This is a genomic window from Hylemonella sp. W303a (assembly GCF_046452315.1).
Taxonomy (GTDB): domain Bacteria; phylum Pseudomonadota; class Gammaproteobacteria; order Burkholderiales; family Burkholderiaceae_C; genus Hylemonella.
This window is the reverse complement of record NZ_JBKFDG010000010.1, coordinates 42,187-59,942: the sequence shown is the minus strand read 5'-3', so window position 1 is coordinate 59,942 and position 17,756 is coordinate 42,187. Positions and strand designations below refer to the sequence as shown.

Sequence of the window (17,756 nt, the reverse complement as noted above, 5' to 3'; positions counted from 1 at the left end):
CTCTACAAACTGATTGTGTTGAACGTACGCACTTATTCAGAAGGCTGGCTTCGGCTTCGCCTCTGACGGATATTTCGGATGTATAGGACGATGATAAAAAAAATTGTCGGCAAGCAAAGCAAGCTGGACCATATCCGACGCCATTGAATTTTCCCTTCGGAATCGGGGGCGCTTGGTGCCCAACCGAATATCGCATCAATCCACGGTGCGATTGTGTGGACATGCCATGCAAGCAGCCAAAAACCACCCACGATGAGAAGCCCAAGAACCAAATCTCTGCTTTTCATGGGATTACTTACTCTCTCAATCATTTTTTTGTACGAATGATTGAGAGAACTTAGCCGAAAGAGAATTCGCCGATACATTAGCGTCGATCCTTTTTGTCACTTCCCAACGGAATAAAGCTTGGCAAATTGCTCACCGTGGTTTGAGTGGTGCAATCGACGCACGGATTCAGCGATCGCCAAACAACTCGTCAACCCCGGCGATTCGATACCGAACAGGTTGACCAACCCCGGCACGCCGTGGTCGGCCGGTCCCTGAATCAAGAAGTCGGCGGCAGGGTCGTCCGGCCCGCTGATCTTGGGGCGCACGCCTGAATAGGCGGGCTGCAATGCACCGTCTTGCAAGCCGGGCCAGTAGCGGCGGACTTCAGCATAAAAGGCATCGCCACGCGCGGGATCGACGGTGTAATCAATCTGCTCAGCGGAGGTGACGGACAGCCACTCGGCGTCGGGACCAAAACGCGCCTGCCCGCCCAGGTCGAGTGTGAGGTGCACGCCCAAGCCGCCGCCCTCGGGCATGGGGTAGATGAGGCGAGAGAAAGGTGCGCGCCCGGCCAGCGAAAAGTAGCTGCCCTTGGTGTAACGAGGGGTCGGCACATTCAGCGGGTTCAGCCCCTGGATCTGGCGCGCCAGCGCGGGCGCGCTCAGACCGGCTGCGTTGACGAAGGTGCGGGCCAGCAGTCGGGTGCTGCTCCCCGATACGCCGTCCACCGCTTCCACCTCAATGCCCTGAGGCACGACCACCGCGCGGGCCCCCGCCGTGTTCAACACCACCTGCCCACCCGCGTTTTCCAGATCCCCTTGCAGTGCCAGCATGAGGCCATGGCTGTCGATGATGCCGGTGCTGGGTGAATGCAGCGCGGCCACGCACTCCAGCGCCGGTTCAAGGGCGCGGGCCTCTTCGCGGCTGAGCCATTGCAGGTCATGGACCTCATTGGCCGCGGCCTGCTCGGCGATGGCTTGCAGCTTGGGCCTCTGCGCCTCACTGGTGGCGACCAGCAGCTTGCCGCAGCGGCGATGGCTCACGCCCCGCTCGGCGCAGTAGGCGTAGAGCATGTCACGCCCCTGAACGCACAGGCGCGCCTTGAGCGAGCCCGTCGGGTAATAAAGTCCCGCGTGGATGACTTCGCTGTTGCGGGAACTGGTGCCGGTGCCGATGGCCCCGGCGGCTTCCAACACCAGCACTTCGCGCCCGCTTTGAGCCAAGGCGCGGGCAACGGCGAGGCCCACCACGCCTGCGCCCGCGACAACGACATCAACTGTTTCTGTGGTCTGCTCCATGCGTCAAGCATAGTGCAGACGGGAACGCAAACAGGGCTGAAGCGTGTGACGAGGGCAGCGCGGCTCAGCCCTTCTTGACCGAGTCCACCTCGTCTCCGCCCCCCAGCGCCTTGTAGAGCTGGGCGGCGGCGGACCACATGCTGCGGCGCACCTGGATCAGGCTTTGCTGCACGGCGAAGAGCTGGCGTTGCGCGTCCAGCACTTCCAGGAAGCTGCCAACGCCCTGCGCGTAACGCGCTTCAGCGATGAGCGTGGCGCGTTGCTGTGAACGTTCCTGCGCCTCCACCGCCTGCAGCTGCGCGGCCAGTTGGTCGCGGGCCACCAGTTGGTCTGCCACTTCGCGGAAAGCCTGCTGGATGGTCTTCTCGTACTCGGCGACGGCGATGTCCTTGCGCACCGTGGCGAGGTCGAGGTTGGCCTTGTTGCGCCCACCTTGGAAGATCGGCAGACTGATGGTGGGCGTGAAGCTCCAGGCCTCGGAACCGCTCTTGAACAGGCCATCGATCTCACGGCTGGCAAAACCGGTGGAGCCGGTGAAACCGATGCGCGGGAAGAAGGCCGCACGCGCCGCGCCAATGTTGGCATTGGCGGCCAGCAGACGCTGCTCGGCGGCGAGCACGTCGGGACGACGCAGCAGCACTTGCGAGGGCAACTCCGCCAGTTGGTCGAGCGCGATGCCTTGCGCGGCCAAGGAACGACCGGGCGGCAGATTCGCGGGCTGGGTGCCGACCAGGGTGGCCTGGTAATTGCGCGCAGCGGACTGCTGCCGCGTGAGCGAGGCGACCTCGGCGCGGGCGCCTTCGTAAGCGGCATCGGCCTGCAAGTAGTCCAGATCGCCAGCCAGACCGCCCTTGCGGCGCTGGTCCACCAGGTCACGGGTCTGCGCGCGGGTTTTGAGCGTTGCTTGCGCCAATTGCAGACGCTCGTCGGCCTCGCTCAAAGCCAGGTAGGCATCGGCCACGTTGGCGATCAAGGACAGGCGGAAGCTGCGTTCGGCTTGCTCGGTCGCCAGGTAGCTGGCTTTGGCGGCATCGCTGAGACTGGCCACACGTCCCCAGAAGTCCAGCTCGAACGAAGGTATCGCGACATTGACGTCAGCTCGCCGCCCAAGCACCGAGCTGCCGGTGCCCGACAGATCCCCGGGCGTGCGGCTGCGCGCGACGCTGGCCCCTGCATTCAGGCTGGGCAGACGGTCGGCACGCTGGACGCCGTACAGCGCCTGCGCCTCGAGCACGCGCGCGGTGGCAATGCGCATGTCTCGGTTGTGCTCCAGGGCCACCTGGATCAGGGCGCGCAAGCGCTCATCGGGAAAGAAGGTCTCCCAAGCCACCGGCTTGGCGGCCACGGTGCGTGCGTCCACCTGGATCTCGGCGGGCCACACATCCGGCACGGACAGCGCGGGCCGCTCATAGCTTGGCGTCAAGACCGTGCACGCGGAGAGCAAGGCGGCCATGGCCACCAGGGACAGGGAACGCAGCATGAAGGGCATGTTGTGAGGATCTGAGTTCGACGGTAGAGGCAAATGGATGCCCACCGTGCCGGGTTGCGACTTAGTCATGACGCGCCCCCACATCCAGCGCGGGCAGGCCGTCACCGGATTGGCCACCGTCCCGGCCCTTGGACGGGAACAGTCGGCTCACCGTCAGATAAAACACTGGCACCAGGAAGATCGCGAGCACGGTGGCGGCGATCATGCCCCCCATGACACCAGTGCCGATGGCGTGGCGACTCTGCGCGCCTGCGCCGGTGGAGATGGCCAGCGGCAACACGCCCACGATGAAGGCGATCGAGGTCATCAGGATCGGGCGCAAGCGCAGGCGGCAGGCCTCGATGATGGCCTCTTTCAGGGCCATGCCTTGGTCTTGCAGGCTGCGCGCGAACTCGATGATCAGGATGGCGTTCTTGGACGACAAACCGATGGTCGCGATCAGCCCCACCTTGAAGTAGACGTCATTCGGCAGGCCGCGCAGCAGCACCGCGAGCAAGGCGCCAAACACCCCCAGCGGCACCACCAGCAACACGGAGAAGGGAATGGACCAGCTCTCGTACAGCGCTGCCAGGCAGAGGAAGACCACGATCAGCGAGATCGCGAACAGCATGGGGGCCTGAGAACCCGACAGGCTCTCCTCGAAGGACGTGCCCGACCACGAGTACCCCACGCCCGGAGGAAGCTGGGCCGCGATGCCTCCCATGGCAGCCATGGCCTGGCCCGTGCTGTAGCCCGGCGCGGGATTGCCGGTGAGCTTGACCGAGGGCACGCCGTTGTAGCGGTCGAGCTTGGGGGCGCCCACCATCCACAAGGGCTTGACGACCTCGGCCAGCGAGACCATGCCACCCGTGCGATTGCGCACCTGCACGCGCAACATGGCTTCAGGGCTGGTGCGCACAGCCGGGTCGGCCTGCATCTGCACCCGCAACACCCGACCGTTGCGCTCGAAGTCATTGATGTAGGCCGTGCCGAACAAGGTCTGCAGCGTGTCGTTGAGCGTCGCGATGTCCACGCCCAGGGTCTGGGCCTTCTCGCGGTCGATCTCCAACAGCAACTGCGGGCCCGCCGGCATGCCGTCCAAGCGCACCCCAGCAAGCGCGGGGTTCTTGGAGGCAGCCTGCAGCGCCAAGGCTTGCGCCTGCGCGAGCTGCTCGCGACCCAAACCACCGCGATCTTGCAGGCGGAAGTCGAAACCGCCCACGGCCGCCAGCTCCGGAATCGGGGGCGGGTTGATACTGAAAATGAAGGCTTGCTTGAGCATGAACAAGGCGCCGTTGGCGCGCTGCACCACCGCCTTGACGCTGTTCTTCTCGTCCGGACGCAAATCCCAATCCTTGAGACGCACGAAGAGCAGGCCCGCGTTCTGGCCACGGCCGAAGAAGGAGAAGCCCACGATGCCAATCGCATGCTCGACCTCGGGCTGGCTCAGGAAGAACTTCTCAGCCTGTTCCATCACGGCGACGGTGCGCTCCTGCGTGGCGCCGGGCGGCAACTGGACCATGGTGATGAAGTAGCCCTGGTCTTCTTCGGGCAGGAAGCTGCCTGGCAGTTTGGCGAACATCAGCACAGCGGCGGCGACGATCACGCCGTAGACCACCAGCCAGCGTCCGGGCTTGCCCAGCAGCTTGCGCACCGCGGCGACGTAACGCTGGGTGGCCGCGAGGAAGGTGCGGTTGAACCAGCCGAAGAAACCCGTGCTGGGCAAGGCGTGACCTTTCGGATCGTGCTTGAGCAAGGTGGCGCAGAGTGCCGGCGTGAGCGTCAAGGCCATGAGCGCCGAGAACAGCATGGTCAGCACCAGGGTCACCGCGAACTGACGGTAGATGGCGCCCACGGAGCCGGAGAAGAACGCCATGGGCACGAACACCGCCGACAGCACCACGGTGATGCCGATGATGGCGCCGACGATCTGGTCCATGGCCTTAGCCGTGGCCTCGCGCGGCGGCAGATGTTCCTCCTCCATGATGCGCTCGACGTTCTCCACCACCACGATGGCGTCGTCCACCACGATGCCGATGGCCAACACCATCGCGAACAAGGTCAGCACGTTGATGGAGTACCCCAGCACGTAAAGCCCCAGCGCCGCGCCGACCAGGGAGATCGGCACCACGATGGTCGGGATCAGCGTGGCGCGCCAGTTCTCCAGGAACAGGTACATCACGATGAACACCAGGATCACGGCTTCGATCAGGGTCTTGATCACTTCTTGGATCGAGACATCGATGAAGGGCGTGGTGTCATACGGGACTTCCCAGGTCATGCCCTGGGGCAAGAAGCGGCCCAATTCCTCCATGCGTGCGCGCACCGCCTTGGCCGTGGCCATGGCGTTCGCGCCCGGCGCGACCTTGATGCCCACGCCTGCGGCGGACTTGCCGTCGATGCGCGCGAAAACGGAGTAATCCTGCGCGCCCAATTCGACGCGCGCGACATCACGCACGCGCACCAGGGAACCGTCGGACTGCGCACGCACCACCACATCGCCAAACTCCTTCGGCGTGCTGAGGCGACCACGGGTGATGACCGACGCGGCGTACTCCATGCCAGCGGGCGCGGGCGGTTGGTTGACCTCGCCCACGGCCAGCAGCACGTTCTGCGCACGCACGGCGGCGATCACGTCGCTGGGGCTGAGCTTGTAGGACGCCAGCTTGTCCGGGTCCACCCACAAGCGCATGGAGTACTCAGAGCCAAACAACTGAGCCTCGCCCACACCCGGCACGCGGCGGATTTCATCCAGCACATTGCTGGCCGCGTAACTCGCCAGGTCCACGCTGCTGCGGCTGCCATCGGGCGAGAACAGCATGACGAACATCAGGTAGTTGCGCCGGGTCTTGGTGACGTTGACCCCGAGACGCCGAACCTCGTCGGGCAGGCGCGCCTCGACGCGCTTGACGCGGTTCTGGGCTTCGACGGAAGCCACTTCGATGTCGGTGCCCGTCTGAAAGGTCAGGTTGATGGTGCCCGTGCTCTGCTCGGAGGACGAGTCCATGTAGAGCAAACCTTCGATGCCGTTCATCTCCTGCTCGATGAGCGAGACGACGGTGTTCTCGACCACCTGGGCCGAGGCGCCGGGATAGGTCACATTGATGGCCAGCGCGGGCGGCGCCACTTCGGGGTATTGGGCCACGGGCAGCTGCCGCAGCGCCAAGGCGCCGGCCAGCATGATCACCAGCGCCAACACCCAGGCGAAGACCGGTCGGTTGACGAAAAAACGAGCCATGTCGATTTCCTTGTTCTGTGCTCTGCTTCAGCGTGAGCGCGCCAGGGCGCTCAGCGGCTCTGTCCGGGTGTCGCACCATTCGGCGCTTGCGCCGTCGCGCCTGCGGCCGGGGTCGGATTCCAGATCACCGGCTTGACCGTGCTGCCAGGCGGCGCCTTCATGTGGCCCTCCACCATGACTTGCTCACCACCCGCCAAACCGCCGGTCACCGTCCAGGTGCTGCCGTTCATGCCGCCCAGCTGAACGGGACGCGGCGCCACCTTGCCGTCGGCCCCCACCACCATCACGATGGCACCGTTCTGCGTGAGCATCACCGCGCGCTGCGGCAGGGTGATGAGCTTGTCAGCACGCGCCTGCGGATAGCGCACCCGCACAAACATGCCGGGCAGCAGCTCCCGCTTCGGGTTCGGGAACTCCGCGCGCATGGACACCGAGCCCGTGTTCGGGTCCACCGCCAGGTCCGAGAACAGCAGCTTGCCCGGCAGCGCGTAAGTGCTGCCGTTCTCCAGCACCAACTCCATGCGACGGGTTTCGGCTTCCTTCCAACGACCGCTGTTGATGGCCTCGCGCAAGGCAAGCAGCTCGGCACTGCTCTGCGTGAAATTCACGTAGATGGGATCGATCTGCTCAATGGTGGCCAATTGCGTGGCCTCGCCTCGACCCACCAACGCGCCTTCGGTGACCAAGGAACGGCCAATGCGGCCGGAGATGGCTGCCGGGACGGTGGTGTTTTCCAGATCCATCTCGGCGCGCGCCAAGGCCGCTTCCGCCTGACGCAAACGCGCTTCGGCGCTGTCCAGCTCCTGCTGACTCACTGCCTTGATTTCCACCAAGGGTCGATAGCGGTTGACCACGGCCTGCGCCGCGATCAGATCCGCCTTGGCCGCGGCATAGGTCGTCTTGTAGGTGCGCGCGTCGATGCGGTACAGCGGCATACCCGCCTTGACCTCGGAGCCTTCATTGAAGAGGCGCTCCTCGACGATGCCCTCGACTCGGGCACGAACTTCCGCCGTGCGCCAGGCTTGCAAACGCCCCGGCAGTTCCTTGGTCAGCAGCGCCTCGCCAGGACTGGCGATCACGACGGAAACTTCCATCGGGGGCATGGCCGGCGGCCCGCCAGCGGCGGCGCCAGCAGTGGCTTCGGATTTGCCACAGGCCGCGAGGAAGACGGGTACGGAAATCACCAACACCAGGGCCGCAGCGCGCGGCAGGAACGACGGAATGGAAAGACGGAATGCAGGGGCGTTCATAAGGGGTCCTTCTCAGGGATGCAAAGGGAAATCAGGGAGCGCGGCTTTTGCGTCGGGAGCGAAAGCACGCATGAAAACGTCAACGATCTGCGCGGGGGAGAGTTGCGACTCGTGCAGGGGCTTGCCCATCAGACGGCCACGGTGCACGCCCGTCAGGAGACTGATCAACACTTCAGCCGCAAACTCAGCGGGCTCCGCCCGCAGTTCCCCGCGCTCCATGCCCGCCTGCAGCAAGCGGACCAAGCGGTTCTGGGCCACCTGCCACGATTCGTGCAGGGTGTGCGCCAATTCGGGAAAGCGCTGCAACTCGGCCATCATCACGCGGTGAAAAGCAAGGCCTTCCTCGCTCAGCACGCGACTCTCAAAGGCCTCCACGAAGTGCTGAATATCCAGCCGCACCGAGCCTGCACTGCTGGCCGCATCGACCACCAGCATGGAGCACATCCCGGTGAAAGCCTCTCGAAACAGCCCTTCTTTGCTGCCAAAGTGGTGGTACAGGGTCTGCTTGACCACACCGGCACGGCGGGCGATGTCATCCACGCTGGCGGCGTAACCCTTCTCACTGAAGGTATCCAGCGCGGCTTGGAGGATGCGCGCGCGAGTATCTATACGGGTTTCTTCGGACATCCAGAAATCATACTGGACTGTCCAGTCTAATTTAGACTAGACTCACAAGTCCATTCCAGGATGAAGGATATTGATCCGCGAAACGGAAATACCTCGGTCGTTATCGCAAGTTATTGCGGAACAGGGCGCTAAAACAAAAAAGGCCACGACCGCGGTCGTGACCTTTTAATGATGATTGGTGGGCGATACATGGATCGAACATGTGACCCCTGCAGTGTGAATGCAGTGCTCTACCGCTGAGCTAATCGCCCTTGATTCTTGCGTCTGCAGCCATGCAACCTAAACACGGCTACCGGCTTGCGATGACTTGCTGGATCTATGCAGACCCCTGCGTTCTCAAGAGACCAAGATTATGCCACAAGTTCAATGCGAATCTTGAACTTGCGCTGCTTCAACTCGCTGAAGCCACACGGTCTTGCCACCGCAAGCCTTGTCGATCTGCGCGAGCACGTCACCATGCGCGGCAAGTTCCTGCTCAGAGGCGTGCAGCACGGGCAGATCGAAGCGGGACAGATCAATGCGTTCAAAACCTACACCCACTTGCTCCGCGGCATCCCCCGCGTCAATCAGCAAGGCGTCCTGTCCACGTGTCATGTTGATGTAGACATCAGCCAACAGCTCAGCATCCAGCAAGGCGCCGTGCAAGGTGCGCCCTGAGTTGTCCACGCCCAAGCGATCACAGAGCGCGTCCAACGAATTGCGTTTGCCGGGGTAGAGCTCCTTGGCCATGGCCAAGGTGTCGGTGATGCTTCCCACAAAATGGGGCAAGGCGGGCTTGCCGATGAGTTCGAGTTCCTTGTTCAAGAAGCCGACATCGAAGGCCGCGTTGTGGATGATGATTTCAGCGCCCTGTAGGTAGGCCAGGATCTCTTGAGCCACCTCGGAGAACTTGGGTTTGTCGCGCAGAAATTCGTTGCTGATGCCGTGCACTCGCAAGGCATCCTCATGGCTGTCGCGCCCGGGATTGAAGTAGAAGTGCAGGTTGTTGCCGCTGAGCTTGCGATTGAGCAACTCCACGCAACCCAGTTCGATGATGCGATCGCCGCCTTCGGCGGACAGACCCGTGGTTTCGGTGTCGAGAACGATTTGTCGCATAGGCTCGATCATAAGGACCCGGGCAATCGCGCCCGAGTCGCTGACTCAATGCTTTTCCTTGGCGTGATTGATCGAGTACTTGGGGATCTCGACCACGAGATTGTCCCGCGCCACGATGGCTTGGCAGCTCAGGCGCGACTGCGGGGTCAGGCCCCAGGCACGGTCGAGCAGATCTTCCTCGTTTTCATCCAGTTCGTTGAGCGAGTTGTAGCCTTCGCGAACGATGACATGGCAGGTCGTGCAAGCGCAGCTCATGTCACACGCATGCTCGATGGCGATGCGGTTGTCGAGCAGCACCTCGCAAATCGAGTCACCGGGCTGGGCCTGAATCTCAGCGCCCTCGGGGGCGTACTCTGGATGAGGTAGGACTTTGATGACGGGCATGGAATGGATTCTTTCAGATGGCTTGAACCGCGAACACGCAGATACTCAAACCGCTTCGATGTTCTTGCCGGACAGCGCCTTTTGGATACCACGGTTCATGCGCAGCGCAGCGAACGCCTCCGTCCCTTTGGCCAAAGCCTCGGTGGCAGAGTCAATCGCCTTGGCATCCTCAGTAACCCGAAGGTCCTCGAGCGACGTCATGAGGCCATTGATCGTGGCTCGCTCTTGCTCGGCGAGCAAATCCCCATCGGCTGCAAGCGCACTGCGCGTGGCCAACAACATGCGATCGGCCTCGACGCGCGCCTCGGCCAGCGCCCTCGCCTGCATGTCCTGCTGAGCAGTGGCAAAACTTTCCTGCAGCATGCGCGCGATCTGGTCGTCCCCCAGGCCGTAGCTGGGCTTGACCTGGATGCTGGCTTCCACGCCGCTGGTCTGTTCCTTGGCGCTAACGCTGAGCAAACCATCGGCATCGACCGTGAACGTCACACGGATACGTGCAGCCCCGGCCGCCATGGGTGGAATACCGCGCAAGGTGAAGCGGGCCAGGCTGCGGCAATCGGCCACAAGATCCCGCTCGCCTTGCAAGACATGGAGGGCCAATGCGGTTTGGCCGTCCTGGTAGGTGGTGAAGTCCTGAGCCATTGCCGTGGGTATGGTGGTGTTGCGCGGCACGATGCGTTCTACCAGCCCCCCCATGGTCTCGATGCCCAGGGACAAGGGAATGACGTCAAGCAAGAGCAAATCGCCGGCTGGGTTATTACCCGCCAACTGGTTGGCCTGGATGGCCGCGCCCAAGGCCACGACCTCATCCGGATTCAAATTGGTGAGCGGCGTCTTGCCGAACAATTCACCAACCACTCGCTGAATCACCGGCATGCGGGTGGAGCCACCGACCATCACCACGCCTTGCACATCTTCCACTCGCAACTTGGCGTCACGCAAGGCCTTGCGCACCGCGGTCAAGGTGCGCGTGGTCAGAGCGGATGTGCAGGCCTCGAACTGGTCACGATTCAAGGACAGGTCCGCACTTCCGCTGGACAACTCGATTTCCGCAGTCACGATCTCTTCTTCGGACAATGCTTCCTTCGCGGCACGGGCCGCAGCCAGGAGATAAGCACGGTCTTCGGGTGTGTCGGCGCTGAGTCCGGTCTCGGACAGCATCAAGTCCGCCAAGGCTCGGTCATAGTCGTCCCCACCCAGTGCGGAGTCGCCTCCGGTGGCTATGACTTCGAATACACCCTGACTCAAGCGCAAGATGGATATATCGAAAGTGCCACCACCAAGGTCATAAACGGCATAAACGCCCTCGCTCGCGTTGTCCAGACCGTATGCAATTGCGGCCGCCGTCGGTTCGTTGATCAGCCGCAGCACGTTCAGCCCAGCCAATTGCGCCGCATCCTTGGTAGCCTGCCGCTGGGCATCGTCGAAGTAAGCCGGCACAGTGATGACCGCGCCATGCAGTTCACTGTCAAACGTGTCTTCCGCACGCTGGCGCAGTGTGGCCAGGATTTCGGCGCTGACTTCCACCGGGCTCTTCTCGCCAGCAATCGTTCGGATGCGTACCATGCCCGGCGCACCGGTGACGTCGCCCTGCCCCCCACCCGTCAAGGCGTAAGGGAGCTTTCCGGGTTCCGGGATGTCGACCAAGGCTCGCCCCATCAGGCGCTTGACCGAGACGATGGTGTTGCCTGGATCAAGGATCTGCTGTTCACGCGCGGCATGACCGATCTGACGACCATCCTGCAGGTACCGGACCACCGAGGGCAAGATGACGCGGCCTTGCGCGTCGGGCAGACATTCCGCCACGCCATTGCGCACGGCGGCGACCAGGGAATGGGTGGTGCCGAGGTCTATGCCCACCGCAATGCGCCGTTGATGCGGATCGGGGGCTTGACCGGGTTCTGATATTTGCAGCAGGGCCATGTACTTCTTATGCTTGCTCAGCTTTCCATGCTTTCGTAGCGGGCATCGACGTCCTGGGCAAAACGTTCGATGAACATCAAGGACCGCACCTGCTGAACGGCACCCGCGTAGTCGCCCTTTTCGTCCAGCAGCCAATCAAAGGAAGACAGCGCGCACATGCGCGCAGCCCCCACCTCTTTGCTCAATGCGTCCAACGCACTGAGGTCCTCGGCCTCTTCCAGCGCCTCACGCCAAGCCATCTGCTGCATGAGGAACTCAGTCGGCATGGCCGTGTTGTCCTCGGCTTTGACGGAAACACCATGGAGTTCGCACAGATAAGCCGCGCGCCGCATCGGATCCCTCAGACGCTGGTAAGCCTCGTTGATCCGCACCGACCACTGCATGGCCAAGCGCTGCGCGGCCGTGCCCTGGGCCGAGAACTTGTCAGGATGTGCCTCGCGCTGCAGGTCTTTCCAGCGGGCATCGATCAAGCTGCGGTCCTGCGCAAACTGCCGAGGCAGGCCGAACAACTCGAAATCGTCAGACTGAAGTGTTGCCACAAGAACCGGCACGCGCTCTCAGACGCGGAACGACTCGCCACAACCGCAACGATCGCGCTCATTCGGGTTGTTGAACTTGAATCCCTCATTCAGGCCCTCACGAACGTAGTCCAGCTGCGTGCCATCGATGTAGGAGAGACTCTTCGGATCGACCAACACCTTGATGCCATGTCCCTCGAACACGATGTCTTCGGGCGCGACATCGTCCACGTACTCCAGCTTGTAAGCCAAACCGGAGCAACCCGTGGTCTTCACGCCCAATCGAACGCCCACGCCCTTGCCGCGCTTGCTCAGATAGCGACTCACGTGGCGGGCGGCGGATTCAGTCAAAGTAACAGCCATATCAATCTTCCAGGTCCTCACCCCGCCTATAGGACCGACAGCGCTCGCGTCCAAGGGCCGATGCAACTTGCCGCAGGGTGGGCATCAGTGTTCAGGCCGCGACCTGCGCGTGCTTCTTGCGGTAGTCGTCCACCGCCGCCTTGATCGCGTCCTCGGCCAGGATGGAACAATGCACCTTCACAGGCGGCAAGGCCAGCTCCTCAGCGATCTGGCTGTTCTTGAGCGCAGCCGCCTCGTCCAGCGTCTTGCCTTTGACCCACTCGGTCACGAGGGAACTGGAAGCGATGGCCGATCCGCAGCCGTAGGTTTTGAAACGTGCGTCCTCAATCACGCCCGTGGACGGATTCACCTTGATCTGCAACTTCATCACGTCACCGCAGGCAGGAGCGCCCACCATGCCAGTGCCGATCGTGTCGTCGCCCTTGTCAAAGGAGCCAACGTTGCGGGGATTCTCGTAGTGGTCAATGACCTTGTCGCTGTATGCCATGTTCGTTCTCCTACTGTCTGCCAGGAATCAATGTGCGGCCCACTGGATCGTGTTCAAGTCGATGCCATCCTTGAACATTTCCCACAGCGGGCTGAGTTCGCGCAGTTTCGCGACATTGTGTTTGATGGTGGTGATCGCGTAGTCGATTTCCTCGTCGGTCGTGAAGCGACCGATGGTCATGCGCAGGCTGCTATGCGCCAGTTCATCACTGCGCCCCAAGGCACGAAGCACATAGCTCGGCTCCAGGCTGGCCGAGGTGCATGCTGAACCCGACGACACGGCCAGACCCTTGATGCCCATGATGAGCGACTCACCTTCGACGAAGTTGAAGCTCATGTTCAGGTTGTGCGGCACGCGCTTGTCCAGGTGCCCATTCACGAAGACCTGCTCCACATCTTGGAGTCCATCGAGCAGCTTGCGCTGCAGGCGGCGGGCCTTTTCCAAGTCTTGCGCCATTTCAAGCCGGGCGATGCGGAAGGCCTCACCCATGCCCACGATCTGATGAGTGGGCAACGTTCCCGAACGCATACCCCGCTCATGACCGCCACCGTGCATCTGCGCCTCCAGGCGCACGCGCGGCTTGCGGCGAACATAGAGCGCGCCGATGCCCTTGGGACCATAGGTCTTGTGCGAAGCCAGGCTCATCAAGTCGACCGGCAGCTTATTGAGGTCGATCTCCACCTTGCCCGTGGCTTGAGCCGCGTCCACATGGAAGATGATGCCCTTCTCGCGGCACATTGCACCAATCGCAGGAATGTCCTGGATCACGCCAATCTCGTTGTTCACGAACATCACGCTGATCAGAATGGTGTCTGGACGGATGGCCGCTTTGAGCGCATCGAAATCCAGCAGACCATCTTCCTGAACGTCGAGGTACGTCACTTCAAAGCCCTGGCGCTCCAACTCGCGCATGGTGTCCAACACGGCCTTATGCTCGGTCTTGACAGTGATCAGGTGCTTGCCTTTTTCCTTATAGAAATGGGCAGCGCCCTTGAGCGCGAGGTTGTTGCTTTCGGTGGCGCCGGAAGTCCAAACGATTTCGCGTGGATCGGCGCCGATCAACTCGGCCACATGAACGCGAGCTTTCTCGACCGCTTCTTCCGCCTCCCAGCCCCAAGCATGGCTGCGCGACGCGGGGTTGCCGAAATGCTCGCGCAACCAGGGAATCATCGCGTCCACCACGCGCGGGTCCACCGGCGTGGTGGCGCCATAGTCCATGTAAATCGGGAAGTGAGGCGTCATGTCCATGGTGATGTACTCAATGTCTGCTATCGCGTGAATTTCTCTGCGAAAAGGTGTTGCGCTTCAGGGTTTGAATGCGTTGCCCAGCGCGAACACCGAATTCGGCGCATTCACGCGCACGGGCTTGACCACGGGCGCGACCGAAATCGCTCGCTTGATCGCGGGCTTGTCCTCCACCACCAGGCCCTTGGCCAACTGCTCGTCAACCAGCTTTTGCAGCGTGACGGAGTCCAGGAACTCGACCATGCGGGAATTCAGGGCAGACCAGAGCTCGTGCGTCATGCAACGGCCGCCATCGCCGCCTTGGCAATTCTCCTTGCCCCCGCACTGCGTTGCGTCGATGGGCTCGTCCACCGACAGAATGATGTCAGCAACCGTAATGTCCCCAGCCTTGCGGGCCAGGGTGTAGCCGCCGCCCGGTCCGCGGGTAGACTCAACGAGTTCGTGGCGACGCAACTTGCCAAACAGTTGCTCCAGATAGGACAAGGAAATCTGCTGACGCTGGCTGATGGCTGCCAGCGTCACAGGGCCGTTGCTCTGGCGCAGGGCCAAGTCAATCATGGCAGTGACCGCAAAACGGCCTTTGGTCGTGAGGCGCATCGCAAGCTCCTTTCCAGTCCGGTGTTCGTCCTGTGTTCCAATCGGTCCCGGCGTTGCACACTGGCGCGCGCAATGCCCGAGTAAGGAACTCAAGTATACCAAAAGACCCGCTACCCCGCTCGGGATAAGGGTCTTTATCGGGTCACCGCCGCGCGCTTAGCGCAACCTCAGCCGTCCCGCCACACTGAATCCATCCTGTCGCGGCGTCAGGATGACCATTTCCGACGTAGCTGGAGAGACCCCCACTAAAGCGCTGATCGTGGAGCCATGCGTGAACATGAAAACATTGCCAGGCGCCCCAGCGTCCGACTGGACCACCTCGGCCACCAGCCTCTTGAGAGCCTGTGTCTGTGTCGCCTCCCGCTCGGGACGATCAAACAGATTGCCAAGTTCGGCACTGACCTGCGGCATGCGCTCGAAAGCAAGACGCGCGGTCTCGACGCACCGGCACCAAGGGCTCGACAAAATACGCCGCACCGACACCCCCTGACGTTGCAACGTAGCCCCCAGTAGCCGGGCATCACGGCGACCTTCCTCGCTCAGGTTGCGCTGGGTAGCGCAGTCATCCAGCCGCATGCCCGGCGGATCGCCGACGCCTGGGGTGGTCTGCGCATGACGAACCAGCACGATCTGCCCACCTTGGCGAAGCAACGACCAGAGCGCATCGTCGCGGGCTTCAAGCGCCAACCCAGGCGAGCAGCTGAGCAAGGCAATGACGAACGTCGCCAAGCTTCGTTGCACGTGAATGAAGAGCTTCATGAGGATCCCAGTGATCGATGAGCTTTCGCCCCGACGCTAAACCGGATGGTCCGGCACCGCCGCGCCGAAGGCTCGCGCCTTGAGCATGGTGAGCTGATCGCGCGTTTTCGCCGCTTGCTCGAACTCCAGGTTCTTCGCGTGCTCGAGCATTTGCTTCTCGAGGCGCTTGATCTCGCGGGCAATGTCCTTCTCGCTCATGTCTTCGACCTGGGCGCGGGCCATCGCCTCCCTCTCAAGACGCTCGCTTTCGCGCCCTGCTTTTTCGCTGTAAACACCGTCGATCAGGTCACGCACCTGCTTGACGATGGCGCGCGGCGTGATGCCATGCTCGGTGTTGTGGGCCAGTTGCTTGGCACGGCGACGCTCGGTTTCATCGAGGGCCCGTTTCATCGAATCGGTGATCCGATCGGCGTACAGAATCGCTTTGCCGCGCAGGTTGCGCGCGGCCCGTCCGATGGTCTGGATCAGGCTACGCTCGGAGCGCAAAAAGCCCTCCTTGTCGGCGTCCAAAATGGCCACCAGCGACACCTCCGGTATGTCCAAACCTTCGCGCAACAGGTTGATGCCCACCAGCACATCGAAAGTGCCCAGCCGCAGGTCCCGCAGGATTTCGACCCGCTCCACCGTGTCCACGTCACTGTGCAGATACCGGACTTTGACGCCGTTTTCGGTCAAGTAATCGGTTAGCTGCTCGGCCATGCGCTTGGTCAGCACGGTGATCAGCACGCGCTCCTGGCGCTCCACCCGCAGGCGGATTTCCTGCAGCACGTCATCCACCTGGTGCAAGGCCGGGCGCACCTCGACCTCCGGATCAATCAGCCCCGTGGGACGCACCAGTTGCTCCACGATCGCTCCGGTGTGGGCCTTTTCCCAGTCGCCCGGCGTGGCGGAGACGAAGATGGCCTGACGCATCTTGGTCTCGAACTCCTCGAACTTGAGCGGGCGGTTGTCCAACGCCGATGGCAAGCGAAAGCCATACTCGACCAGCGTGGTCTTGCGCGCCCGGTCGCCGTTGTACATGCCACCGAGCTGTCCGATCATCACGTGGCTCTCGTCCAGGAACATCAAGGCGTCCCTAGGCAGGTAGTCGGTCAAGGTGGGCGGTGCGTCGCCAGGCCGGGCACCGGAGAGGTGGCGGGTGTAGTTCTCGATGCCCTTGCAGTGCCCCACTTCGCTGAGCATCTCCAGATCGAATCGCGTGCGCTGCTCAAGGCGCTGCGCTTCGACCAACTTGCCCGCGCCCACGAATTCCTTCACACGATCCACCAACTCGACCTTGATGGTCTCCACGGCCTTGAGCACCTGCTCACGCGGGGTCACGTAGTGACTGCTCGGATACACCGTGAAGCGCGAGATTTTCTGCTTGATGCGTCCGGTCAAGGGGTCGAAGAGCTGCAGATTCTCGATTTCATCGTCGAACAACTCGATGCGCAGCGCCAGCTCGGAATGCTCAGCGGGAAACACATCGACCGTGTCACCCCGAACGCGGAAAGTACCGCGAGAAAACTCCATGTCATTGCGCTGGTACTGCATGCGCACCAACTGGGCGATGACATCACGCTGCCCCAGCTTGTCCCCTGCGCGCAGCGTCAGGATCATCTGGTGATAGTCCTCGGGTTTGCCGATACCGTAGATGGCGCTGACCGTCGCAACAATGACCACGTCGCGCCGCTCCAGCAAGCTTTTGGTGCAGGACAGGCGCAGCTGCTCAATGTGCTCGTTGATCGCGCTGTCTTTCTCGATGAAGAGGTCGCGCTGCGGCACGTAGGCCTCGGGCTGGTAGTAGTCGTAGTAGCTGACGAAGTACTCGACCGCGTTGCGTGGAAAGAACTCGCGGAACTCGCTATAGAGCTGGGCTGCCAACGTCTTGTTCGGGGCAAAGATGATCGCGGGCCGCCCCAGGCGGGCGATCACATTGGCCATGGTGTAGGTCTTGCCCGAGCCCGTCACGCCCAGCAGAGTCTGGAACACCTCGCCATCGTTCACCCCCTCAACCAATTGGCGTATCGCCTCCGGTTGATCGCCAGAGGGTGGATAAGGCTGAAAAAGTTCGAAGGGCGAGCCGGGAAACGACACGAACTGGCCAGTCGGGGCCTCGGCCAGCGCGACGTTTTCGGCGGTATCGGACAAAGTGTCAGAGGCAGAAGGCATGGCGGACATGGCGACGAGTGCAGGTGGTGGTCGCCCGGTAAAATCCGGGGTTCCATTGGGGAATTGGCGAGAATACGCCATTCCTG

At 62.3% G+C, this 17,756-nt stretch carries 15 protein-coding genes and 1 tRNA gene; all 16 read right to left on the bottom strand.

The window, feature by feature from the left end:
* Positions 1-383 precede the first annotated feature (383 nt).
* The gene (locus tag ACLBKS_RS15975) at positions 384-1,565 is read right to left on the bottom strand and encodes an NAD(P)/FAD-dependent oxidoreductase (protein ID WP_410193798.1); all 1,182 of its coding nucleotides are present in this window, start codon (positions 1,563-1,565) and stop codon (positions 384-386) included.
* Positions 1,566-1,629: 64 nt separating this feature from the next.
* A complete protein-coding gene (locus tag ACLBKS_RS15970) occupies positions 1,630-3,045 on the bottom strand; it encodes an efflux transporter outer membrane subunit (protein WP_410193797.1) in 1,416 nt (471 codons plus the stop codon).
* A 70-nt stretch (positions 3,046-3,115) separates the two neighbouring features.
* Positions 3,116-6,271, bottom strand: a complete 3,156-nt coding sequence (locus ACLBKS_RS15965) for an efflux RND transporter permease subunit (RefSeq protein WP_410193796.1) — start codon at positions 6,269-6,271, stop codon at positions 3,116-3,118.
* Between the two features lie 50 nt (positions 6,272-6,321).
* Positions 6,322-7,521 carry an efflux RND transporter periplasmic adaptor subunit gene (locus ACLBKS_RS15960; RefSeq protein ID WP_410193795.1) on the bottom strand — a complete coding sequence of 400 codons (1,200 nt, stop codon included), beginning with the start codon at positions 7,519-7,521 and terminating at the stop codon, positions 6,322-6,324.
* Between the two features lie 12 nt (positions 7,522-7,533).
* Positions 7,534-8,148 (bottom strand): TetR/AcrR family transcriptional regulator, encoded by a 615-nt coding sequence (locus tag ACLBKS_RS15955; RefSeq protein WP_410193794.1) that lies wholly within the window; start codon positions 8,146-8,148, stop codon positions 7,534-7,536.
* Positions 8,149-8,324: 176 nt separating this feature from the next.
* Positions 8,325-8,399, bottom strand: a tRNA-Val gene (locus tag ACLBKS_RS15950).
* Between the two features lie 112 nt (positions 8,400-8,511).
* Positions 8,512-9,243, bottom strand: a complete 732-nt coding sequence (dnaQ, locus tag ACLBKS_RS15945) for a DNA polymerase III subunit epsilon (RefSeq protein WP_410193793.1) — start codon at positions 9,241-9,243, stop codon at positions 8,512-8,514.
* A gap of 45 nt (positions 9,244-9,288) precedes the next feature.
* Positions 9,289-9,627, bottom strand: a complete 339-nt coding sequence (gene fdx / locus ACLBKS_RS15940; protein WP_410193792.1) for an ISC system 2Fe-2S type ferredoxin — start codon at positions 9,625-9,627, stop codon at positions 9,289-9,291.
* A gap of 45 nt (positions 9,628-9,672) precedes the next feature.
* Positions 9,673-11,550 (bottom strand): Fe-S protein assembly chaperone HscA, encoded by a 1,878-nt coding sequence (gene hscA / locus ACLBKS_RS15935; RefSeq protein WP_410193791.1) that lies wholly within the window; start codon positions 11,548-11,550, stop codon positions 9,673-9,675.
* A gap of 17 nt (positions 11,551-11,567) precedes the next feature.
* A complete protein-coding gene (hscB, locus tag ACLBKS_RS15930; protein ID WP_410193790.1) occupies positions 11,568-12,089 on the bottom strand; it encodes a Fe-S protein assembly co-chaperone HscB in 522 nt (173 codons plus the stop codon).
* Positions 12,090-12,107: 18 nt separating this feature from the next.
* On the bottom strand, positions 12,108-12,431 hold the full coding sequence (gene iscA, locus ACLBKS_RS15925; RefSeq protein ID WP_410193789.1) for an iron-sulfur cluster assembly protein IscA: 324 nt from the start codon (positions 12,429-12,431) through the stop codon (positions 12,108-12,110).
* Positions 12,432-12,522: 91 nt separating this feature from the next.
* The gene (iscU, locus tag ACLBKS_RS15920) at positions 12,523-12,918 is read right to left on the bottom strand and encodes a Fe-S cluster assembly scaffold IscU (RefSeq protein ID WP_410193788.1); all 396 of its coding nucleotides are present in this window, start codon (positions 12,916-12,918) and stop codon (positions 12,523-12,525) included.
* A gap of 27 nt (positions 12,919-12,945) precedes the next feature.
* The gene (locus ACLBKS_RS15915; protein WP_410193787.1) at positions 12,946-14,166 is read right to left on the bottom strand and encodes an IscS subfamily cysteine desulfurase; all 1,221 of its coding nucleotides are present in this window, start codon (positions 14,164-14,166) and stop codon (positions 12,946-12,948) included.
* A 57-nt stretch (positions 14,167-14,223) separates the two neighbouring features.
* Positions 14,224-14,760: a Fe-S cluster assembly transcriptional regulator IscR gene (gene iscR, locus ACLBKS_RS15910; RefSeq protein ID WP_410193786.1), complete on the bottom strand. Its 537-nt coding sequence runs from the start codon at positions 14,758-14,760 to the stop codon at positions 14,224-14,226.
* A gap of 156 nt (positions 14,761-14,916) precedes the next feature.
* Positions 14,917-15,519 (bottom strand): histidine phosphatase family protein, encoded by a 603-nt coding sequence (locus ACLBKS_RS15905; protein WP_410193785.1) that lies wholly within the window; start codon positions 15,517-15,519, stop codon positions 14,917-14,919.
* Between the two features lie 36 nt (positions 15,520-15,555).
* A complete protein-coding gene (gene uvrB / locus ACLBKS_RS15900) occupies positions 15,556-17,670 on the bottom strand; it encodes an excinuclease ABC subunit UvrB (protein ID WP_410193784.1) in 2,115 nt (704 codons plus the stop codon).
* Positions 17,671-17,756: the final 86 nt, after the last annotated feature.